The organism is Mojavia sp. (assembly GCF_059505145.1).
This window is the reverse complement of the sequence record NZ_JCACKA010000124.1, coordinates 290,512-312,284: the sequence shown is the minus strand read 5'-3', so window position 1 is coordinate 312,284 and position 21,773 is coordinate 290,512. Positions and strand designations below refer to the sequence as shown.

The 21,773-nt window shown below is 41.3% G+C and carries 24 protein-coding genes and 1 pseudogene; 7 read left to right on the top strand and 18 right to left on the bottom strand.

All coding sequences use genetic code 11. From position 1 onward, the window contains the following. Positions 1-38: 38 nt before the first annotated feature. On the bottom strand, positions 39-755 hold the full coding sequence (locus tag AC5JL8_RS34645; RefSeq protein WP_495884212.1) for a discoidin domain-containing protein: 717 nt from the start codon (positions 753-755) through the stop codon (positions 39-41). A 114-nt stretch (positions 756-869) separates the two neighbouring features. Next, positions 870-1,544 carry a two-component system response regulator RppA gene (gene rppA, locus AC5JL8_RS34640; RefSeq protein ID WP_495884211.1) on the bottom strand — a complete coding sequence of 225 codons (675 nt, stop codon included), beginning with the start codon at positions 1,542-1,544 and terminating at the stop codon, positions 870-872. Positions 1,545-1,581: 37 nt separating this feature from the next. Here rppA and AC5JL8_RS34635 point away from each other — a divergent pair, with 37 nt between their 5' ends. After that, positions 1,582-1,974: a hypothetical protein gene (locus tag AC5JL8_RS34635; protein WP_495884210.1), complete on the top strand. Its 393-nt coding sequence runs from the start codon at positions 1,582-1,584 to the stop codon at positions 1,972-1,974. Between the two features lie 92 nt (positions 1,975-2,066). Here the strand turns inward: AC5JL8_RS34635 and AC5JL8_RS34630 are convergent, their stop codons facing one another. The 3 genes from AC5JL8_RS34630 to rsmA form a co-directional block, all read right to left on the bottom strand. Continuing rightward, a complete protein-coding gene (locus tag AC5JL8_RS34630) occupies positions 2,067-2,390 on the bottom strand; it encodes a DUF3082 domain-containing protein (protein WP_495884209.1) in 324 nt (107 codons plus the stop codon). Positions 2,391-2,428: 38 nt separating this feature from the next. Continuing rightward, complete coding sequence (gene ispE / locus AC5JL8_RS34625; RefSeq protein WP_495884208.1) at positions 2,429-3,382, bottom strand: 4-(cytidine 5'-diphospho)-2-C-methyl-D-erythritol kinase; 954 nt, start codon at positions 3,380-3,382, stop codon at positions 2,429-2,431. A gap of 70 nt (positions 3,383-3,452) precedes the next feature. Beyond that, positions 3,453-4,310, bottom strand: a complete 858-nt coding sequence (gene rsmA / locus AC5JL8_RS34620) for a 16S rRNA (adenine(1518)-N(6)/adenine(1519)-N(6))-dimethyltransferase RsmA (protein WP_495884207.1) — start codon at positions 4,308-4,310, stop codon at positions 3,453-3,455. Between the two features lie 498 nt (positions 4,311-4,808). Between rsmA and AC5JL8_RS34615 the strand changes: the two genes are divergently transcribed. Continuing rightward, positions 4,809-5,198, top strand: coding sequence for a Pepco domain-containing protein (locus AC5JL8_RS34615; protein ID WP_495884206.1), 390 nt, complete (start codon positions 4,809-4,811; stop codon positions 5,196-5,198). A 1-nt stretch (position 5,199) separates the two neighbouring features. After that, complete coding sequence (locus AC5JL8_RS34610; protein ID WP_495884205.1) at positions 5,200-7,206, top strand: SUMF1/EgtB/PvdO family nonheme iron enzyme; 2,007 nt, start codon at positions 5,200-5,202, stop codon at positions 7,204-7,206. Positions 7,207-7,259: 53 nt separating this feature from the next. Here AC5JL8_RS34610 and AC5JL8_RS34605 read toward each other — a convergent pair whose 3' ends face one another. Together AC5JL8_RS34605 and AC5JL8_RS34600 are read right to left on the bottom strand one after the other, a co-directional pair. Further along, the gene (locus AC5JL8_RS34605) at positions 7,260-7,898 is read right to left on the bottom strand and encodes a Uma2 family endonuclease (RefSeq protein WP_495884204.1); all 639 of its coding nucleotides are present in this window, start codon (positions 7,896-7,898) and stop codon (positions 7,260-7,262) included. Between the two features lie 462 nt (positions 7,899-8,360). Further along, positions 8,361-9,827 carry a site-specific integrase gene (locus AC5JL8_RS34600; protein WP_495884203.1) on the bottom strand — a complete coding sequence of 489 codons (1,467 nt, stop codon included), beginning with the start codon at positions 9,825-9,827 and terminating at the stop codon, positions 8,361-8,363. 225 nt (positions 9,828-10,052) lie between these two features. Here AC5JL8_RS34600 and AC5JL8_RS34595 point away from each other — a divergent pair, with 225 nt between their 5' ends. Next, positions 10,053-10,685 carry a GerMN domain-containing protein gene (locus AC5JL8_RS34595; protein ID WP_495884202.1) on the top strand — a complete coding sequence of 211 codons (633 nt, stop codon included), beginning with the start codon at positions 10,053-10,055 and terminating at the stop codon, positions 10,683-10,685. On the opposite strand, the gene AC5JL8_RS34590 is transcribed toward AC5JL8_RS34595, so the two are convergent. Both AC5JL8_RS34590 and AC5JL8_RS34585 read right to left on the bottom strand, forming a co-directional pair. Then, entirely contained in the window at positions 10,682-10,954 is a 273-nt protein-coding gene (locus AC5JL8_RS34590; protein ID WP_495884201.1) for a CopG family transcriptional regulator, read from the bottom strand. The genes AC5JL8_RS34595 and AC5JL8_RS34590 overlap by 4 nt on opposite strands. Positions 10,955-11,015: 61 nt before the next feature. Further along, entirely contained in the window at positions 11,016-11,645 is a 630-nt protein-coding gene (locus AC5JL8_RS34585) for a ParA family protein (RefSeq protein WP_495884200.1), read from the bottom strand. Positions 11,646-12,448: 803 nt separating this feature from the next. On the opposite strand from AC5JL8_RS34585, the gene AC5JL8_RS34580 reads away from it, so the two are divergent. Both AC5JL8_RS34580 and AC5JL8_RS34575 read left to right on the top strand, forming a co-directional pair. Continuing rightward, positions 12,449-12,571: a DUF8629 family protein gene (locus AC5JL8_RS34580; RefSeq protein ID WP_086682663.1), complete on the top strand. Its 123-nt coding sequence runs from the start codon at positions 12,449-12,451 to the stop codon at positions 12,569-12,571. Between the two features lie 275 nt (positions 12,572-12,846). Continuing rightward, complete coding sequence (locus AC5JL8_RS34575) at positions 12,847-14,514, top strand: MBL fold metallo-hydrolase (protein WP_495884199.1); 1,668 nt, start codon at positions 12,847-12,849, stop codon at positions 14,512-14,514. Between the two features lie 65 nt (positions 14,515-14,579). On the opposite strand, the gene AC5JL8_RS34570 is transcribed toward AC5JL8_RS34575, so the two are convergent. From AC5JL8_RS34570 to AC5JL8_RS34540, 7 genes are all read right to left on the bottom strand, one after another. Further along, on the bottom strand, positions 14,580-14,891 hold the full coding sequence (locus tag AC5JL8_RS34570; RefSeq protein ID WP_086765716.1) for a DUF6679 family protein: 312 nt from the start codon (positions 14,889-14,891) through the stop codon (positions 14,580-14,582). Then, the gene (locus AC5JL8_RS34565; RefSeq protein ID WP_495884258.1) at positions 14,809-15,063 is read right to left on the bottom strand and encodes a hypothetical protein; all 255 of its coding nucleotides are present in this window, start codon (positions 15,061-15,063) and stop codon (positions 14,809-14,811) included. Before AC5JL8_RS34565 ends, AC5JL8_RS34570 begins: the two co-directional genes overlap by 83 nt. Before the next feature lie 47 nt (positions 15,064-15,110). Continuing rightward, positions 15,111-15,269, bottom strand: a complete 159-nt coding sequence (locus AC5JL8_RS34560) for a hypothetical protein (protein ID WP_495884198.1) — start codon at positions 15,267-15,269, stop codon at positions 15,111-15,113. Between the two features lie 187 nt (positions 15,270-15,456). Beyond that, entirely contained in the window at positions 15,457-15,672 is a 216-nt protein-coding gene (locus AC5JL8_RS34555; protein WP_495884197.1) for a hypothetical protein, read from the bottom strand. 314 nt (positions 15,673-15,986) lie between these two features. After that, complete coding sequence (locus AC5JL8_RS34550; RefSeq protein ID WP_495884196.1) at positions 15,987-16,775, bottom strand: Nif3-like dinuclear metal center hexameric protein; 789 nt, start codon at positions 16,773-16,775, stop codon at positions 15,987-15,989. Between the two features lie 143 nt (positions 16,776-16,918). Beyond that, positions 16,919-17,755: an Rpn family recombination-promoting nuclease/putative transposase gene (locus AC5JL8_RS34545; RefSeq protein ID WP_495884195.1), complete on the bottom strand. Its 837-nt coding sequence runs from the start codon at positions 17,753-17,755 to the stop codon at positions 16,919-16,921. Between the two features lie 37 nt (positions 17,756-17,792). Then, complete coding sequence (locus tag AC5JL8_RS34540) at positions 17,793-18,206, bottom strand: secondary thiamine-phosphate synthase enzyme YjbQ (RefSeq protein WP_495884194.1); 414 nt, start codon at positions 18,204-18,206, stop codon at positions 17,793-17,795. Between the two features lie 395 nt (positions 18,207-18,601). Between AC5JL8_RS34540 and AC5JL8_RS34535 the strand changes: the two are divergent. Continuing rightward, a pseudogene (locus tag AC5JL8_RS34535) lies at positions 18,602-19,103 on the top strand (DUF4351 domain-containing protein). Positions 19,104-19,207: 104 nt separating this feature from the next. On the opposite strand, the gene AC5JL8_RS34530 reads toward AC5JL8_RS34535, so the two are convergent. Both AC5JL8_RS34530 and AC5JL8_RS34525 read right to left on the bottom strand, forming a co-directional pair. After that, positions 19,208-20,281, bottom strand: a complete 1,074-nt coding sequence (locus AC5JL8_RS34530; protein ID WP_495884257.1) for a glycosyl transferase — start codon at positions 20,279-20,281, stop codon at positions 19,208-19,210. A 160-nt stretch (positions 20,282-20,441) separates the two neighbouring features. Continuing rightward, a complete protein-coding gene (locus AC5JL8_RS34525) occupies positions 20,442-21,641 on the bottom strand; it encodes an aminotransferase class V-fold PLP-dependent enzyme (protein WP_495884193.1) in 1,200 nt (399 codons plus the stop codon). Between the last annotated feature and the right edge of the window lie 132 nt (positions 21,642-21,773).

Here is a 21,773-nt window from a genome sequence, read left to right as displayed (position 1 = left end):
CTACTTTATTCTTCCTGGCTCTTTTATTCTGCTATATCTTAATTTGTATTGAGAGAGTAAGCCCTAACTTGATGAAATGTACCCCAACCATTCCAGTTTCCATCAGGAGGCTCCCAATATTTGACGTATCTTGCAGCGATTGGTTTGATTGCTACGTTAATATCGATTTTATTAGATCCACCTGATTCAGAATAGGGATGGATAATTTTTGAAACTAAATGCCATGATTTATTATCTGTTGATATTTCCACTTGAAAAGTCAAGGAATTTTTAAACACACCATCCCAATCGATTTTATAGCCAACTCCATTTAGTTGATAAACAGAACCTAAATCGATAATTTGAAAGGTTCCATTACCATTATTTGTTTCATTTCCCCATCGGCCCATCTGCGGATAATTAGTGGTTGTATTGTAATCTACATCATCATTTGCATTATCCCAGCTAGGATAGGTAATTCCTCCTGCTCTGGCGATTACTTGTTTCCCTGTAGCAACTTGCTGGGCTTGTTTAGGTATTGATGGCTGATCTCCTTTTAAACCTGGATATGAATCTGTTTGAGGCGATGGCAATGTAGTTTTAGATTTGACTGGAGAAGGTACGGGTTTTGTTGTTAAAGAAGATGTTGAAGTAGGCAATGGAGATTTGGCTTGTTGTTCCTCAGTGGAACATCCAGTTACCAATATTAGTAATGCTACAAAAAAATTAGTTCTTGGTTGTAAGAGTTTACTAATAGAATTAAAGTTAGCAAGCATTTGTTTACAAGAAATACTATTGACTTTAGTATTCCCATTAATAGATAATTTTGCTCTATCTATCGATTGTTATCAGTAGTTAAGCGATTGTTTGCATTTGCTTTCATGTAGTTTTTATTTGGGAACGTCAAAGCGGTAACCCATACCGTAAACATTTTCTACCCAATCTTTAGCTCCAACTGTTTGCAGTCGCTGTCGCAGCCGACGCACCAGTGTTGTTACAGCATTACTTTCCGGTTCTGCTCCCCATTCCCAAAGAGCTTGTTCAATTTGATTATGAGATAAAACTTGACGTGGGTGACGCATCAAGTATTCCATCAACTGAAATTCACGACCAGATAGTTGAACTATCACCTGATTTCGCTCAATTGTCAGGTTGTTGAGGTTGAGATGTAAATCTTCTAAGGTGAGGGTGTCTCCTAGCCAAAATGGGGAACGCCTTGCTAAAGCTCTTACCCGTGCTAGCAATTCCATAATATCTAATGGTTTTACTAAATAATCATCTGCACCTGCATCCAAACCTGTTACTTTATCGATGGTGGTGTCTTTGGCGGTAAGCATCAACACTGGAGAAGTTTTCCCCGCCCGTCGATATTCTTGGCAAAGTTGAACTCCGCTAACATGAGGAAGCATCCAGTCTAAGATGAGCAAGTCATAATCTTTTTGAGATAAAAGCCATTGGGCAGTTTCTCCATCTTCTATGGCGTCAACAGTATGTCCGGCTTTTGATAGTGCAGCTCGCAATGGTTCTAGTTGGGCGGGGTCGTCTTCCACCAGTAAAATCAACATAGGCCGATCGCTATTTTTATTTTTTCCTGATTCTATTGTGTTTAAAATCCATTGGTTTCAGATATTGCGTTCTTTAGGATTAGAGTTTTGGTTACCTTTGCCTCTGTTGGGATTCGTCTTTTGGCTAGGATGCGGATTTGTGATGGATGGGGTGTTAAATCGCTCTCAACAAACAATAAGATACCTGAAAGTTGAATCTCAATTAGCAAAGCCACCTAACAGAACAGTACTGTCAATCAAACCAGAAATAAATCAGCTTCAAGGTATTTCTAGGATTAAAGTCAAGACAGATTCCCCTGTGCTTAAGGAACTACAATTTGAATTTGTAGTAACAGAGTTGAGTCAGCTGGAAGTAGCAATTAGCCAAGAGTTAGGATTACCTGTTGAGGATGTAAGGAAACTGATGCAAAATCCAACACAGAAGAAATGAGGAGAAAAATTCAAACCCTCACTCCTTTCAAGAGAGAGGTTTGTTTATGGTTCATTGATTACTTGCATCACCCCTGGGGATTGAGAGTAGTTTTAACTTTCCTTCGGCTTGGTCAACTTTTGCACTAACAGTTGCACTGCTAAAGCCAATAAACCAAGAGTTACTATCCCAAATATCCCAGTTCCTAAGGCAACTATGCCGACAACGAGGGTACGAACAGCAGAGGTAAGATTTACCACTAATTGATTATCTGAATGGATGGGCTTTTTCGCAAAAGTTGTGGCGATTGAAATCATCAGCAAATATAGTGCATATCCTAGTCCACCAGAAATTATCGCTCCGGTGATACAGCGTAACGGAGTCGGTGGTACTTGTCCTTGAGCATCTGGCTGGGGAATTGGCTTTGAGTCACTCATAACAATTCAATATTTAAAATTCAAAATTTTTTAATGGCTTAAACTGAGGATGCAATTTTAATTCCATGTGTCGTCGTCCGCGTCACAAATAATTCTAAATCTTCGTCAGGGATGGCAGTTCTTACTTGTTGTTTAACTGCTTCTGCTTGTTGTTGAGATTCAAGGAGGGCAAATACTGTTGGGCCTGAACCAGACATCATTGTACCTAAAACGCCTTCAGCAGATGCAAACACATCTCGCAGTTGCAGCACTTGCGGATATTCTGGCAACACTACACGCTCTAAATCATTGTGCAGTTTTTGGGCGATGTCTACTACATTTTTATTTGCGATCGCTTTTACCATTGACCCGGAATGAACTGCATTAGCACGGGCTGTCAAACTTGCACTATCTCTAATATAAGTGCTACCAAACTGCTGCCGATAGGTATTGTATGCCCAAGCGGTGGAAACTTCCAGGCTGCGATATTTTGCCAATACTATATATATATTGTCTAAATTTGGTAGGGGAGCCAACTGCTCACCTCTACCTGTAGCAATTACTGTTCCACCTGCGATACAAAAGGGTACGTCTGAACCGAGAATGGCTCCTAATTCTTCTAGTTCTGACTGAGTTAGTCCTAAATTCCACAGTAAATCTATCCCTACCAAAACTGCTGCGGCGTTTGTTGAACCTCCAGCCAACCCAGCAGCCACGGGAATGTGCTTGTTAATGGTAATTTCTACACCGCCATACTTGGCAAACGTATCAGGAAATTGGGTAGCCATGAGTTCGGCTGCTCGGTACGCCAAATTTCTTTTGTCTGTGGGTACTTGTGGGTGGTTGCAGTGGACGCGGATAGTGTCGATGCTGAGGGAGCGGACATCAATTTGGTCAGCTAGACCGATACTTTGCATGATCATTGCTAACTCATGATATCCATCTGGGCGATCGCCAATGATTTCCAAATACAAGTTAATTTTAGCAGGAGCGATTAAGGTATAGGAACGCATAAGAATTTGGGATTTGGGATTTTAGATTTTGGTGAAGTAGTGCGGTCTTGGGGGTTCCCCCCATGAGCGACTACTGAACCCGAAGGGATTGTTCTCCAAAACCGTTTAAATCATCGGTTACAAGTAACTGATTGGCTAGAGTTACCCATTGAAAGACGCTGAGGTCTTCGGCACGGGCTTGGGGATTTATCTCTAATTGTTCCAGTAAGTGGGTCAGGCGATCGCGTTCTACAACTGGTTGTAAATTATTTCGTAACATTTTCCGCTTTGCTCCAAACCCCAACTTAACCAAATTCTCTAATTGTCGTGGGTCAATTGCTGGGGTTTCTATTTGTCGAGGACGCAACCTGACGACTGCTGAATCAACTTTTGGTGGTGGATGAAATGCTCCGGCTGGCACTGTACAAATTAGTTCACACTCAGCCAAGTATTGCACTCTTACACTCAAAGCTCCAAAGGCTTTTGAACTTGGTTTAGCATATAACCTTTCTGCTACTTCTTTTTGTACTAATAATACTATTGAATCAAATGGTTTTGGATTGGGTTTAGCGATAGTCCCAAGTAGTTTTTCTATTATTGGGCCTGTGATGTTATAGGGAATATTAGCAACAACTTTATTCTGATTTTGAAAGTTAGGAAATGCTCCTAAATGAGATGCTACGTCTAGTGTGAGAAAATCTCCTTGTAATAGCAGAAAATTTTCGGTTTTACCTAGTTGCTTTGCTAATAATTCACACAAATCGCGGTCGATTTCAACTGCGACTAAAGATTGTACCAAGGGTAGTAAACGACGAGTCAGAATGCCGGTTCCTGGCCCAATCTCCAGAACGCGATCGCTCCCCTTACACTCGGCCGCCTTCACTATAGCATCGAGAGCCTTTTCACTTTTGAGCCAATGCTGAGCAAAACTCTTGCGCGGTCGCACCATCTATTTTTACCTCCCTGTCTACTTTCTAGCTTTTTACGAAAAATCCATTTCTTACTTTTTTCTTACTTTTTGCTACTCTTTTTTGACCCATCTTGCCCGCTTTGCTATTGACATTTTACTCTAAATGTGGTTAAGGCTTGGCAATTATTGAACTTGCCTGCGTGGGTTTTGATTGTATAGCCGTGACTTCTAGTCGCCATAAAATTTCAGAAAATCAGACTTTAACCATTTTCTATGAAGATGTGAATCAAGTGAAATTTAGGTGATCGCTTATTATAGCTTGATATTAATTCCGAGAATTTTTCAACGCAGAGGGGCACGGAGGTAGCGCAGAGTAACGCAGAAGTTTTTGAATTTAACTTGTGACTATATTATCTAATTCCTCTTTGCATCTGGTGCGTCTCTGCGTGAGACAAAACTTTTATCGAAATCACCCTTGATACCGTTGTATATATATATGGTATTTTTGAAAAATCTTAGATAAATATTTAAAGCATTATGCCAGAAACACCTTCGGATAGCATTTGGATTGTGACCGATGACACCCCGCAAATATCCATTCCTGAGGGTACTAGAGGCGGGATTTCTAGAGGAAGTGACTGGGGAGAAGAAACAAGAGAAATTATTAGGAGTAAAGGAGATGGAGATGCAGTTAAAGTTAGCGCGCAAAAATTAGAGCAAGAAATGACTCACTTTTTGCAAGTGGTAGGACGCTTATTCAGCCGTGCAGAACAGCAAGCTAAAGTTAACTCTGGGATGCAGCTAGAAGAAATTGAGCTATCGGTAGAAATTAGCGGTGAAGGCGAAGTAAAGTTAATTGGTAGTGGTGCTAAAGCTAGCGGTAAAGGAGCAATTAAGCTGACCTTCAAACGGCAAGAACCAAAATGATATGGCGAAGAATAGGGCGATCGCGATCGGCATTAACCGATATGATTTACTGCAACCGCTAAAATATGCCAAGCGGGATGCACAGTTAATGCAGGAGTTTCTCCGCAATGAAGCAGGTTTTGAGCGGATATACTTCTTCTCCGATGATTCGCCTGATGTGAACGGTAAATCAACTCGCCCAAACCGCACTAATTTGCTACGAATTTTGCGACAGTTATTTGAACAACCCTTCTTGGGCGCAGGAGATAACTTTTGGTTCTTCTTCAGTGGTCATGGGATACGCCACAATGATCGTGATTATCTCATGCCTTGTGATGGCGATCCAGAGGATATTGAAAACACAGCAATTTCGATTAACTTTGTTACAGAACGCCTGCGTCGCTGTGGTGCTGATAACGTTGTCTTGATTTTAGATGCTTGTCGTAGTCTTGCCACTCGCGCTGGTGAAGGAATTGGGCGACAAACTGCTGAACAAGCACGTCAACAAGGAGTTATCAGCATTTTTTCTTGTAGTCCCCAGGAATATTCTTATGAAATAGAGGCGTTACAACAAGGTGCTTTTACCTGTGCGTTATTGGAAGGGTTAGGAATTCAAGGTCAATGCGCTACTGTTGAACGGTTGAACCAGTATCTTACTTTTCGAGTCCCGGAAATTGTACGTCAGCATCAAAATGGCAGGCAAACACCTTATATTATTGCCGAGCCTGTAAATAAATCCCACCTAATACTTGTACCGCGATATGCAACCTTAGCTGATATTGCAACGCTGAAAAATGATGCTTTTAACGCTGAACTTGCGAAGAATTTTGAACTAGCAGAACAACTATGGATGCGGGTGCTAGCTGCGGCTTCTGGCCAAGATGTGGATGCTGTAAGGGGGTTACAAAGGATTGCACGGCTATTAGCAGAACCTCAAGCGTCACCTTCACCACCTCCTAATATTACTCAGACTTCTGGGAACGGAACATCTACAAAATCTGCACCCCCACAGCTACAGTTGCCATCGCTTATCTTACCGCGACGGCGTTTCATTCAAATTGTTGGGTTGGTAGGGGCTGGGGTTGGTTCGGCAATTGTCGGAGAACACTTCTTATTTGGTTCAAAAAATAAACCCCAACCAGCGCCCAATACAAATGAACCTACAACAACTCCGACAACACCAGCCAATTCTGTTACCCAGTCTCGCGCCTCACCAATTCGCTTACAAACCTTTAAATTTGATGTCGTTACGGTGGATGCAAAGGGAAGCATCACCAACCGCCGTAAGCAAGAAGTAAAATATTTTGTCGAGAACTTAGGGAATAGTGTCACCTTGGATATGATGCAGATACCAGGGGGAACCTTTATGATGGGTTCGCCACCAAGAGAAGCAAAACGAGGGAATGATGAAGGGCCACAACATCAAGTAAAAGTTCCAGGATTCTTCATGGGTAAATATGAAGTGACCCAGGCGCAATATCAAGCAATTATGGAGAATAATCCTGCCAAGTTTAAAGGAGAAACAAGACCTGTAGAACAAGTTAGTTGGGATGATGCGGTAGAATTTTGTAAAAAATTAAGCCAGAAAACAGGACGCACCTATCGACTACCCAGCGAAGCCGAATGGGAATATGCTTGCCGTGCTGGAACGACTACACCGTTTTATTTTGGCGAAACTATTACCACTGATTTAGCAAATTACGACGGAACTTATACTTACGGCTCTGCACCAAAAGGTCAATATCGTCAACAAACAACACCTGTAGAAAAATTTCCGCCTAACTCTTTTGGTTTATACGATATGCATGGTAATACATGGGAATGGTGTCTAGATAAATATCATAATAATTACGAAAGAGCGCCCAAAGACGGCAGTGCATGGCTGAGTGGTAATGATAATTCTCGGCTGATGCGCGGTGGCTCTTTCCTCAGCAATCCGTGGTACTGTCGTTGTGCTAGTCGCAATAGGGACGCGCACGCGTATCGTACCGACGATGTTGGTTTTCGGTTAGTGTGTGTAGTTGCATGAGCGCTCCCAAAAGTCAGAGCGGATAAATGGGAATTTATCGGGCGTACATTCAATCATATTTGCCCTCTTACGCAAGCCCGAAATGCCTTCATCGCAGCATTTCTCCCATCAGTTTTACTCCGCATTAAGTATTCAGGAATTGCTTGAGCAATAGGTAAATTAGGAAAAATAGCACTAGTCGTAGATGCTACATATTTACCATTAATCATCATATTAATTTCTAACTTAGTTCCATTCCACCGCCATAATTCAGGCACACCCAATACCTCATAATTATTAAAACGGGTGCGAGAGGTAATATCAATTTCGATTGCTAAATCTGGAGGTGGGTCAACCGTTAAATCAATTCTATCCTTACCTCGAACAGCAGCTTCATTTTGTATGTAAAAACAATCATCGGGTTCTACTCCAGCATCCATTTTTTCTTTATCAAAAGTTGTAGACCCCAAGCTCCAAAATTCAATATCGAGTTCTTCTAGTAGAGCCTTTACTAAGTCCCCTATAATAACCTTAGCTACCTCATGCTCTGGTAATGGAGCCATGATTTCTAGTATTCCTTGACTGTAAGATATCCTAGAACTGCGGCTTTCACCCAATTCTGCCAAAATATTTTTGTATGTCGACCAAGATATATCTTTAATCAATAACTGATGACCGACAGGTACAATTAGTTGGTTTAGTTGAAGTAACATCACTTTGCTCGCTCCTATCATTAACCTAACTAGTACCAAGTCCACCATAGTTGATGGTTAACATCAAAATAGCACGAGTTTTAGGTTGTAGCATAAGTGCTGTAATTTTCTTATACCCGCTTATGCATGAAAATAAATTTGGTGTTTTTGCAATCGCACAAAGCAAGCACTTTGTTCACTGATAACTGAATAAAAAAATCCCGGCAATCAACCGGGATAGGTGAACTTTTTACAAACCCCTTTACACAATTCAGTGAACAGACCATTTTAGGCTTGAAAAAAATATAACCTTATTTTTTACAGCAATCTTTCTCTCTTCCTGTATATAATTTTATCTACCTAAAGTATTAGTTTTGCGTACTTTAAATATTACATTTACTACAAACTTGAGTTATGAGTGCCGAGTCAAAATTCAAAAATCTTTCTCTGCATTCCTTCTCCCCCCTCGTCTCTGCCTCCTACTCAACTCAACAACTCACCTAATTGATGCTGAATCAGCAATCCTCTAAGCGTGGCATTTTCAGCCTTCATAGCGTTATTTTCAGCCTCTAATTCACTAATTCTCGCCTTTAATGCTTCCTTGGTTGTACCTTGCCTGAGAATAACCACTTCTCGATAAATTTCTAAATTGGCATTCTCATTCATCCATCTTTGATAAGTCTTAGTATGCTCTTGTACGGTATGCCCCATATAATCTGCCATTGTCTTAATAGGGACTTGCAAGCGATGTCCGCGTATTGCATAAGCATGACGTAAATCATAGGGTCTAAAACCTATATTAGTCACTCTAAATCTGATATGAAGTTTTGCCGTTCTATTGCTTAATTTCCCTTCATTAAAAGGAAATTTTACATTCTTTAAATCAAATAATTCCACCCAATGGGGATGTAATGGCGGAATACCACAACTGCGTTCACCAGTTTTAGTACCATCTGTCAGACTAGGATTTAAAATTACAACATGAAAGGTATTTTTGGGATTAGTAAATGCTTCTATATCTACAGCGAATAATTCATGAGGTCTTAACCCGTAAGTGGCTAACATACCATATGCCCATTGCCATTGTTCGGGTTGCGTGATGTTCTCTTTACTAGCATATGCTGATAACGGCATCCCAATTTTAGTAAACCCTTGAATAATCTCTTCATCTAACGGAACTTTGCGAATCGTCGGATGAGGTTTAGGAGTTGCATATGCATCAATTGTTTTAACACCATTAACCCCGCAAAATTCACAAAACTTCTTGAGTTGCCATGCTAAAAAAAACCTCCCCGATGTATTAGGTTTGGTTTTTTCTAGTGCTTTCTCCAAAGCTTGTAAAGACATCGGCACATCTTGAGGTAGTTTTTTTAAATGCCTTAAATAATGAGTTTCCCAAGTACGTATTCCTTGCCTATTCTGTTCATGGGTTTTCCAAAATTCTCGCTCATATTCTTGAATCCACTCACTGATGAGCTTGGTGGAATTTTCTGGCTCTGGTAATACTAGCTTTTGCGCTTGCTTACCTAATAATTCTGGTGTCCACTGAAATTGCTTTGTCATTATTAGTAAGTCTAATTCCCGTGCTTTCACGACTGCCGTTTTGACTCCGATATCATTAGCAGGAAAGCCAAATGAAATAGTATATTGTTTACTTCGACTATAATTTTTTCCCACATCACCAGGTCTACAAGGAAACGTTCCCTGTAAACCAATAGATTTAGCACTAGTTAGCTTAAGTTTAACTTTGACTCTATCCAGACTTAATGCAGAGTTAGCTTGTTGAATAGCGTGTTTTATCCTCAGATATTCACGTTCCAACTTTACGCCTTCGTCTGATATGGATTTAGGTTTCCATTGTTTCCACTTGGATGGCTCCCACTTGTCAATTGATATACCATCCCACTCAGCATTACGGGGGTCGTAGGTACTAGAATCGTTGCTAGACATAAGCTTTTCTAACTATTTATTAATTCAATGGCATGGAGGGTAAGTGCTTTTACTTCATGATTTAATTCCTGTAATGGTTTTGAAGATAGCCAATTACAACCAGAAAGTAAAGCTTTGTAAGCTGGGTAGTTGAAGCTTGATAGACTGAATCAATGTTGGCAAATTTATACGGAATTGATACCGATGCTCATGTAATTATTAAAACAACCCAACAAATCCAGAGCTATGAGCAACATGATGAATACCACCAGAAGATACCTTTTATCATTTATTATTGCGGCGATCGCTACCAGTCTCAGTAGTTGTAGTTCTAGCCCTACTCCTCGTCAGGATATCGCTAGCGAAACACCATTACCAACTACAACATCTAACAGCACACCCTCCCCATCTCCAACCCAAACCCCAAGTATGGCTCAACTACGGGATAAATCTGCCAATAATGAGCCTTCTTCACCTAAAGAATCACCTATTGCCAGCGCACCTAATTCAACATCTCAAGCTGCCACTGGCAAAACTACTAATGTTACCCTATACACAAGTGATGCCCAATGTCAAGAACTGGTTCCGCAAAAAGTTCCAGTACCATCGGAAGAACCTGTAACAAGTGCGGTGAGTAAAATTTTAGAGCAACGAGATACAGGCGACTTTAACTTATCTAGTTATCGTGTCAACATTAAAGATGGTGTTGCTACCGTTGATTTGCGAGTAGCGCCTAACTCTAAGCGACAATTAGCTTCTCTGTCTAGCTGTGAACAGTTTGCTCTGTTTGGTAGCGTCCGTAAAACCCTCACAAGTAATGCTCAATGGAATATCAAAAAAGTTCGCTTCACTCAGAAAGGCGAAGATATTGAACTTTAATCTTGACTTTTACCCTTAGACAAAAGCCATTGTTCAACCAACTCCGTCATAATATCGCTCATCTGCCGTTCCTGGGAAGCAGCCGCAGCCTTGAGTTGTCGATGTAGTTGCTTAGGCAGATAGATAGTTGTGCGGGTATAGTCTGGGTCGGTACTTTTGCTAAGGGAAGCGGGTTTATCTTCAGTTGGCTGTGGTTTGTCTCTATGTTGACGACTGCGGGCAGCATCAATCAAATCATCAAAACGGCTAGTTTTTTTCTTATTATTCATAGTAATCTGCTCCAAATTTAATTCTATTTCTATATAGTCAGCAGCTAAAATGCTTGCGATACTAAGAGGACGTTTTTGAATTTTGAATTTTGAATTTTGAATTTTCTACTATCTCCTTGCCAGCCTCGGCGTAACAGCGCCATGCTATTTGGGCGTAAGGGTCTTTCACAGCATTAACAGGTACTCCTTCTAAAGCAGCCCGCTGGAATACGGCCAGTCGTCGAATGCCAGACTTAAATACAGGTAGATCCGCTTTTAATAAAGCAGCCCTAGCCTCTTCTCCGGCTTTGTTTGGGTTTGGCGGGATAAGAGTCAACAAAATTCGATAATTCGTCTTTAGCTGCTTGAGTGCGTCAACCATTTGCAGGGTTGCAGCTAAGGCGATCGCATCCGGGGTGGTGGGTATTACTAAAAGATCGCATCCCTCAGCAATAGCTTTCAATTCATCTGGATCTGGGCGGGCTGGCGTATCAATAACAATGTGTTCATAAAGCTTTGCCAGAAGTATCCCCTGCTTTTCATCAGCAACTTTAAATGGCAAACAACCTCGGTTAGACCAGTCCAACGCACTGCGGTTCAGATCGCCGTCCACTAGCAGTGTATCAGCTGTGTTCTGAAGGTACGTAGCTAGGTGTAGCGCTGTAGTAGATTTACCAACACCCCCCTTGAAAGCCGCTACAGTAATAATCATTTTGGATTGAAAAGTAAATAATCTTCAGATTCTACTGCATATTTAAACATCTAGATGCTTTGTAAATGTTTAAGTATTTAGATGTTTGAACATTTAAACATTTAAAAAAGTTTAGAAACCAGATATTTAATACAAGTGCATTTAATATATGAATGTTTTAGATACGAATTTTATTAAGTAAAGTCTGACATAGATGTATAAAATTTTTCTAGTATTTTTTGTGGCTATTTATCTAAATACAGAACATCAATGAATTAAAAATCCTCGCTCCACAAGGGGACGGGCATCCAACTAATAACAAAAACAACGCGTTGGTGAATGATCGGTTAACTCATCCCACCCTTTGAAAGGCTTGCACCCCGCCCCCTGCCCTTTTTCCTCTTGATTGACGGTAAGCACGACAATTTGTTAATTACAAAAATGGGGTAATGTCAAGGCTTAAAAAGGTAGGGGTTCTCACCCTCCCGCATTACTTTTGATAGGTAAATTAAATAAAAGTTATAAATAAAATAGATATTACAAATCAAAAATTAGTAACTGGGTAATTTATTAACTTGCTAATCATTTGCAAAACGCCTAATTACTAATCTTCTAGCCATTAAAATTGATACTCAAATTGATCCCAGGAGCGCTATCTAAATAGATAGACAGGTTAACCAAAAGGTTCTACAATCTGACTGATGCGGTAAATTTACCTATTGCCCAATCAACATAAACATAGTAAAGATTTTCTGGCGTTTCCGCCTTGTGGCGAAAGCGTATTATTAATATTAGGAAAGTCTTTAGTAAAGGACAGCAAACCAATGGATGTAAAGCTGATTTTAGTTGGGTTAACAGTCGTATTTACAATTTCGTGCTTGTTTTTTGGCACGAAAAATGGATTTTATGATTCAGATAACTATCACGGCAATGGCTCTGCACATTGAGAAAGCCCTGAAGGTCGGCTTTTGACCCTCAGAACTTCGGTAAGGAAAAAAGGCAAGAGGAAAACTCCCTTGGCCCCTAAATTGAGGGTTTATCGTTACCCAACTTTCACGAACCAGCGCGGGTTCGGCGGAGGTTTCCTCCCCAATTAATAATCGGCATTTTCAGGGTGTAGGGGCGCACAATGAAACTTACCCCTAAGTCGCAAAACCAAAATTTTTCTAATTTTTGGCTTTTGGGATATGTCCATGGCAATGAGGTTTGAGGGGAGGAGAAAATGAGGGATAATCTATCGGCATCCTCTCGTGTTGATGTTGGGGAGCCAGCTAGCGAATTAGAATGTTTGCCCTATAGTGTCCAGCACAATGATGAGGGTGTGTGTTTACTGGTTAAGATGGGGCCATACCGCATCCTGTTGGATTGTGGATTAGGGGATATTTCATCCTTGGTGAGGGGGTTAACTAAGTCGGCAAGTCAAGGTAACTCCCCTCTACCAGCAGATTTAGTGTTGATTAGTCACGCCCACCCAGATCACGCTAGAGGGTTGCTGGCACTGCATCAGGCTTTTCCCCAGTTACCGATATACGCCAGTGAAGTAACCAGCAAGTTACTATCACTTAACTGGTTAGATAAAAACCTTCAAGAAATTCCCCAATTTTGTCAAGCCTTACCGTTGCGATCGCCTGTGGAATTTCAAGAAGGCTTAGTGGCAGAATTGTTTCCCGCAGGGCATTTACCAGGGGCGGTAGCAATATTACTGACCTACACAACCCAGCGGCGTTCTTATCGGCTGCTATATACAGGAGATTTTTTCTTATCTAACTCGCGGCTGGTAGAAGGTTTGCGTTTAGAAGAATTACGAGGATTAGAGTTGGATGTGCTAATTATTGAAGGTACTTATGGCACATCCCGCCATCCCCACCGCCGCAACCAAGAAAATCAACTAGCGGAACGAATTAATCGCGCGATCGCCGACCGTTGTTCTGTGTTACTTCCCACACCCGCTTTAGGGTTGGGTCAAGAACTATTAATGCTCTTACGCAGCCATCACCACTTTACAGGACGAGATGTAGATATTTGGGTTGATGGTGCTGTCGCCACAGGATGTGACGCCTATCTGGAATTACTGCCCCACCTTCCCCCATCAGTACAGAACTTTGCTCGTCATCAACCTTTGTTTTGGGATGAGAAAGTGCGCCCTCGTGTGCGTCGTTTGCAATCCGAACATCGGGACACTTTAGGCAAGTCCCCCTGTATTGTCCTCACTGATTCTACAACTGATTTTGGTCAATACTGCCAACTTGACAGTGGCCCTTGGGCAATCCTCCTGCCAGAAAAAATTGACATAAAAGTTAAAAAACAATATTCAGCGCCCACTACCGTTGAAAGCTATCTCCTCGCACAACACAGTGATGGCCCCGGTACTACGCAGCTAATTCATAATTTACGACCCCAGCACGTCATTTTTGTTCACGGTTCCCCTGCCTACTTAGCCGATTTAACTAGCTTAGAAGAGTTACAAAACCGCTATCATGTGCATTCTCCTTCTGCTGGTGTCTTGGTAGAACTATCCATTGGAGATACATTTTTACAACCAGCCGCACCAGAAACGAATTATGAAGGCGAACTCACGGAGTTGGGAACCGTCATCACGATTACGCTCCCAGACGCAATTACAGCTGATCCGCGTTGGCGGCAGCTTGCTGATACCGGTTTAATCGAAGCTCGTTGGCAGGGGGAAGAAATAGTATTACGGGGGTTATCACAACGAGAACTACTCAACCAAAGTAGCGATCGCTATACTTTGTCTGATGTAGATTGCTGTGGAACTTGCCGACATCAAAGGGGGCAACGATGTTGGAATCCCAATTCTCCGTTATATAACTTCAAGGTAACTCTTGAAGGTTACTGTCCCGCCTTTGAACCTTTAAACGAAATTGAATAGCCAAGAACTCAAAAGTCCAGAGTAGAAATATGGACTCTGGACTCTTGAGTATCGACTATTTTGATTTATTCAGGATTCGAGTCGGTGTAACGGTTGCGGATACGTTCAGCTTCCGGACAATCTTCAGTCATGAGAGGTTCTACATTACCGCGTGGTACTGAAGCTAACTTTTGTGTTACAGCACCAATACTTTCGAGACGAACCATCTCTTCCCAGGAACAAACTTCATCCTCTTCTTCTGTTTCATAGCGTAGGGTCACTAAATCTCCCTCTATATCAATGATGCGGGCGCGTTCAATCCAGCGTTGCTGGTCCCGCAAGAAAACACATACCTCCCGCCCATCGCAACACAATTGATAAATCTTGCGGTGTAGCATGTACTGCTTCTGCCTTTTTAAACAACGTAGTTAAACTTGTCAAAAACTGGGTTTTACCCCAATGCATAATACCCTTAATAGGTAAGTTATCTACTTCAGCAAAACTACTGACGTTTTTTGACCTAAACCAAAGAGCTTGTAATTGTTCGAGTCTAGGAAAATTTTGGGCCATCAAGTAGTACCACTGCGTTGATGAAACTATAACTTCTTCAGGGTCATTCAGCGAATGTTTACTTCATAGAAGTCATACAATTCGGGAGTTGTCCTAACCAGGTTAATACCTGCTGGTGAGTCCTGCCTACCATTATGTAATAATAAATACTCCGAAACAAACGTAGATTGCGGTTGTTTGAGTTGCCTACTTGTAATCATTGGCATTTCTGGGAAGTCCGGGAACTCGGCTGTACTTTTACCCCTATGTATTTGATCTTAACTCATTCTCTTGCAGACCTGAACGGTTTTAAACAAGAACATTCCAAGAGTTTTAAGTTTAACGTTTTTAACTGATGTGACACACTCCCCCAGGAGCAATAATGCAGCGCCAGAGTCACCAATTATGGAAATGTTAGCAAGATTTGTATCCGAGGGGAAATTCCATGAGTAGTTTCGAGGATGCTTCTCGTTTAATTTGACCCGCACGAACTGCATCGTATAGCGCCTCAAGAGCTGCCAAATCATCTGACTGATAACACTTCGTAGCTAGTACCTGGTGGAGTAGACCCTCAGATTCAACACTAAGACATCCAGTTTGAAAAGCAGATTCAACGAGTGTGCGAATCATTTTAATTAAGGGCTTAATAGGCAATTTGCTACCTCTAGTATGAAATAATTCCCTAGTTTACTAATTGATGCGGAACAGCAAAGCTTGGTGATTATAATTACATAATTTTGTGATCTCTGTCATATGAAAACTTTATACTAAATACTCGCAAATGGCTGATAATTTATGAAGTTTAGCGTGAAAATACATAGTATTTGCTAGATTCAACTTAGAAATATACTTAAGTACTTACAATTAAATATACATTAGTTTATGTAAAAACCGAAAATTAGTTGCAAATATTAATTATGCAGAGAATAAAATAATATACATTTTTAGGGGAAAAACTGTCGGAAATCTTCATCTTTATGGCTTAATTGCACCCAGTCTAAATTTAAAGACCGTAGTTTTTGCACCAAGCGATCGCAAGCAGGACGTTCAGTTGCATAATGTCCAGCATCAATTAAAATCAGACCGCGATCGCGGCTTTCTTGAAATTGATGGAACTTACAATCAGAAGTGAGATAAGCTTGAGCGCCAGTTTTGACTACCGCCGAAATAAAACTAGCTCCCGAACCGCCCAAAACAGCCACTCGTGAAATCGTTTGCTGTAAATCAACAGTAGGTGAAACGATCAGATTTGGGGGAGCAAGCCGGGTGTGGATTAGCGTCAGTAATTCTTGTAATGTCATAAAAGGCTCTAGCACCCCTACGCGGCCATATCCTAAACTCGCTTGTGTGGGTACGATGGGTGTAACTTCCTTGAGTTCTAAAATCTGAGCCAAAACATCAGCAGTCCCATCTTGTACTTGGTCAAAATTGGTATGGGCACTGTAGATGCCAATATTATGGATATAAGCTAATCGCACCATATCCGCGATCGCCTCACCAGTACGTAAAGATTTGGGAGGATTAAAAATGAGGGGATGATGGGCAAAAATCAGGTTAGCATTAGAGGTGATCGCTTCTTGCATGACCGCCAAAGTTGGTGTTAAACATACCAAAACCCTAGCCTGTTCCTGTAAAATCCCTGGCTCAACCTGCCAACCACAATTATCCCAACTTTCACACCAAGCAGGATTTGCCCATTCTTCAAACCAGCTAATTAAGTCAGCAATTCTCATGTCTCGACATTTTGATGTGAATATAAACAGGACTTAAGCAACAATAACGTAATTTCTTCATTGCGACCGTAGGGAAGCAATCCTAAAGCCTTGTTTTTCGTTGCGAATGCGTAAGTTCTAATACAAAACAAACTTATTTACAGTTAATCTGTTTTCTGATGGTCTAACCAAGTCAATAAATCAGGTATTGATGAAATTCTGAGAATTGCTCTACCTAAATCTTCTAGCTGTTCCTTTTCTAAAACTTGAACTCGCTCAATAATTGACGCATCAATTTCACCGAAACGTTCATCAAGTAAAGACATACAGAATCTCAGCGCTTCTTTTTGTTCTCCTTTTTGTTCTCCCTTCTGCAAAATATCCTGATAAATCACAGATTCTTGCATAATATCCTCCCCTAAAAATTGCCGAATTAAGTCTTTTTTAAACTTTAAACCAGCTAAAATCCCTGTGTAAGCTGCGATATTCTGCCGAGTTTCTCTATCCGAAATTCTAGCAACACTCTGGGCAACCTGTGATAATAGCCTTTGGGGTGAATCTGTTTGTGTTAATGGTGCTAACGGCAATAATGCAGGGTTATCGAGAAATAAGGCGGAATCTTGTTCCCACATTCTTATAACTCGATAGCGGTGAATTGTCATCTCATTGATATATTCTTGGGTAAAAGCGATTTCGTTACTTGTCTCTTGTAAGAAAATCACTACCTGCGTTATTGGCACATCATACTGCCGCACTAACCTCACGAAATAATCTAACATTCGGAAAGGAATAGCAGGAGTAGATTGTATGATTGTTTGAAATTCTAAATGTAAAATACGATTCTGTGTTCGTAAGAAAGTTACAGAGTCGGCTCGAATTGGTTCAAGACTCAACTCAGTTTTTAAAACTTCAATTTTTGGTGCTTCAACCTTTAGCAACCAACGCGCAAAATCTGCTGGGTATTTTTCAGCTAAAGTCTTACATACGTTGTCAAAACTCACAAATAGCGCCCAAGATTATGCCAGTACGATTTGATTATTAACTAGAGATGTGGACAACTAACTCTCTAACATGACTGCGTTGGCGATGTTCCCAAACATAAATACCTTGCCAAGTACCCAAAACTAAATGACCGCGATTAATGGGGATATTTTCGGAAGTGTGGGTAAGGGCTGAACGGATATGTGCCGGCATATCATCAGGGCCTTCAGCATCATGAATGTACTTGCCTGATTCTGGTACAAGTTTCGCCATAAAGTTAGCGAGATCCACCAACACATCTGGATCAGCATTTTCTTGAATCACTAAACTAGCTGAAGTGTGGCGTAAAAATAGAGTACAAAGTCCAGTTTCCACCCCCGACTCGGCAACGATCACTTCAATTTTTGAGGTGATATTTTGAAAAGACTTGCCAGTAGTGGAAACTCTGAGTAGCTTTTGGTAATGAGTCATCTGCAATGAGTTAAAAGTCTACTGAGCGTTAGAATTTGCTTGCTGATTGAGAATATATCATACAACCTGGGAAGAGGTGGTCTGTCCGGTGGCTGTGTTACCAGAGATTGAGTGGCTTATATCTTATTATGTGTTGCTTGATGTTGGAGTTGAGGCATGGAAAAGGAAAGGATTACTGCTGAAAACTTGCTCAGACGTTATGCTGCTGGGGAAAGAGATTTTCGTAACTTGAGTTGAGCAACGAATGAAATAACTATAGCAACCTTGATTATACGGAATTTAGAGATGCGATCGCCTAGCATTCTTGAAAGTAAATCGTCTTTGGTTTGGCAATAATCGGCGCTCTCTGTATTCTTTAATATATCCGTCGAATAAATGCCAAATTTCAAATCTACATGACTGAGGAATTAGAAAGAGCCGATAATGATTCACCGTGGAAAGAAATATTAGAAGCATACTTTTCCCAAGCCATGCATTTTTTCTTCCCAGAAACAGCCAGATTAATTAACTGGGAACGTACCCATACGTCGATTGTACGAACAAGAACTGCAAGAAAGAGATATTCGTAACCTATACCGATTTATTGATTGGGTTATGATTTTACCAAAAGCATTGGAAGCGGAATTTTGGCAAGAATTTAAGCAGTTTGAGCAGGAGCGTAGTATGAGTTATGTAACCACTGGTGAACGTATTGGCTACGAACGGGGAAAACAAGAAGGTGAGCAAAGTCTCGTGCTTCGACAAGTAAAAAAACGGGTGGGAGAGTTACCGCAAGAAGTTCAAGAACGCATTCAATCGCTTTCCCTAGAGCAATTAGAAGCACTTGGCGAGGCTTTGTTAGATTTTACAGGACTAGAGGATTTACTTAGCTGGTTAGAAGAAAATCCTGCTGGGTAGGATTTTCGGGTGTGGGAATGTTTTGGTTGTAGCCTTTGATTAAGTACGATTGGGCAAAACCCACTGTCGGAGGCGATCGCTTATCACTCGTAAATTGAGTTAACTTAAAAATATTTGATCACAGCATCAGCGATCGCTTCATTTCCATTTTTAGCAATCGGTTGAGATTGCTTTGGTTGCAGAAGAGGTTGAGAGAGAAAATCCCAACTACCTTGAAAAAATTCTGTTGGAGTCAAGATTTGATGCTGATTGTAATTGCTCAAACCTTCCAACATAAAAGCTGCTTCTGCAAAGTCATCACGAGTAATCGTAACAATAGGTACTTGTAAACGTGTAGCTTCTGCAAAAGTACCGTAACCAGGTTTAGAAACGACTCGTCCACAAATGGGCATAAAATCTACAGGGCGGTATTTACGGTCAGTAACTTTCACCAAATTAGGTAAATCAGGGGCAGATTCATCAAAGACAATGAATTGCCAATCGGGAAAATGGTGCAGGTTATCGTAGGGAATTTGTTGCAAACCCAAGCCGCCAAAAGTTAGCAAAATAGTTTTTTCTAGGGGTGCAGTAATACCCCAACTAGAACGTAAATCATCAGCCGTGTAACGAGGAGAACCACCTGTTAAGCCCACATCTGTAATATTTGGGAAAGCCTGCATCGGTTCATGGAAGGGAAGACGAAACAGGCGATCGCACTTTGAATAACAATCACTAATCCAATCAGCAATTTCTAAAAATTCGCCTCCCCAATCTCGATAAATTAAGTCCCAGCCAAAGTTACTGATCATCCAGCAGGGGATATTTGCAGCTTTAGCGATGAGAGGGGCGAGGAAAGGAATATCTGCCAAAATAAGATGAACGCGATTTTGACGGATAAAATTTACTTCCGAGGCAATCAGTGAATTTTGATTTTTCTTAATTTCTAGTAACTTTGCCAGAGTCGCCTCTTTATCCATTGTCAAGCTATCTGCTTGCACCACACCCAAATCAAAAGCACGGGGACGATGGATAAAATCGCCATCTATGTAGCACTCTAGCAACCACCTGGGGGCAGTTGTCACCATAATTAACAAGACATCTGGGCATAACTTTTGAATTGTGGCAGCAATCGATGCAGTACGAGTAGCATGACCGAAGCCGTGGTTAGTGATAGCTAAGTATAAAATTGGGCGTTCCATGTAGTTAGGGATTGGGAATTGGGTATTAGGCATCGGGCATGGGGCATTGGGTGAAGAGGACAAGGAGCATGGGGGATGGGGGGACAAGGAGCAAGAGTTATTCATAGTTCTTTCCCCTTGTCCCCTTGTCCCCCCATCCCCAGTCCCCAGTCACCAGTCCCTAATCCCCAATCCCCTTACAAAACCGTTGCACACCTTCAACCAATTGGTCGATTTCCGATTCTAAAGTAAAGTAATGAACGCAGGCGCGTACACAGTTGGGATCGGCAATTTTCCGGGTAAATAATCTTTGTGATTCTAAAAAATTCACCAACTCCTGACTAGTTTGAGGTTGAGAATTCGCAATTTGAAACGATACTAAACCACTTTGAGGCGGGGAAGTCCGTAAACATTTGACATCGGGTAATTTTACCAACTGTCGCCAAAGGTATTCACTGTTGCGGAGAATTTGCTGATAACGTTCCTGTGGTGTTCCCCATTGCTGATGGACTGCGATCGCCTCCTTCAAGGCAACATACAACGGATAATCTGAGGTAGCCACTTCATATTTTTGCCCATCCTGATGCCAATCCACAGGCTTGCCTTGATTGTTGAGAACAACACCGCGCCAACCAATAAAAGTAGGCTTTAAGCTTTCTTGTGCTTCTGGTCGGATATACAAACCCCCCACACCCGCAGGGCCACATAACCACTTATGACCAGTAAAAGCATAAAAATCTACTCCCAATTCAGTTAAATTTAAAGGCATAGAACCAACAGACTGGGCAGCATCTATTAAAAGTCGGGAATAATTACCCCTGCATAAATCTGCAATTTTGTCTAGAGGTAAAACTTGCCCTGTATTCCAAAGGATATGACTTAAAACCACAAGGCGAGTATTAGGGCGTAAATGTTGGGCAATAACTTCTACAGGATCGCCTTCGTTTAAAGTAGCCATGAGTGGGCAAGTAGTTACTTCAACAGCGAATCTGCGCCCGATTTCCTGTGCTGTGGCGATAATGCCTTGGTGTTCGCAATCAGAAAGCAGCAGATGATCGCCAGCTTGCCACTCAATACCCCACATCGCAATATTGCAACCAAAAGTTACATTTTCTGTAAGAGTAATAGTTTGCGGTGGCGCATTCAACTCAGATGCGATCGCTTCTCTGGTAGCTTGAATATTTAATCCAATCCAGCGGCCAACTTCAGCGCCAAACGGGCCTAGTTGCTGAATATGAGCTTGAGCTTGGCTAATGGCATCCATTGCTGTTTGGGGCATCGGCCCTTGACCCCCATAATTGAAATAGCTCTTATTCGCTAAAGCTGGAAACTGCTCTCGATGGTGATGCAATTTGGATGTTGCAGTAGAAATACTAGTCATACCCAATTTAAGTTTTAGATTTTAGAGTGAAGATAAGGAATCAGATAACTTCATGCTTAACGTATCTTCGGGTTTTTCGTAGGTAATTGTGATTTGATTACTGACTTTCCTTCTCTGGCTGACTCCCAGAAA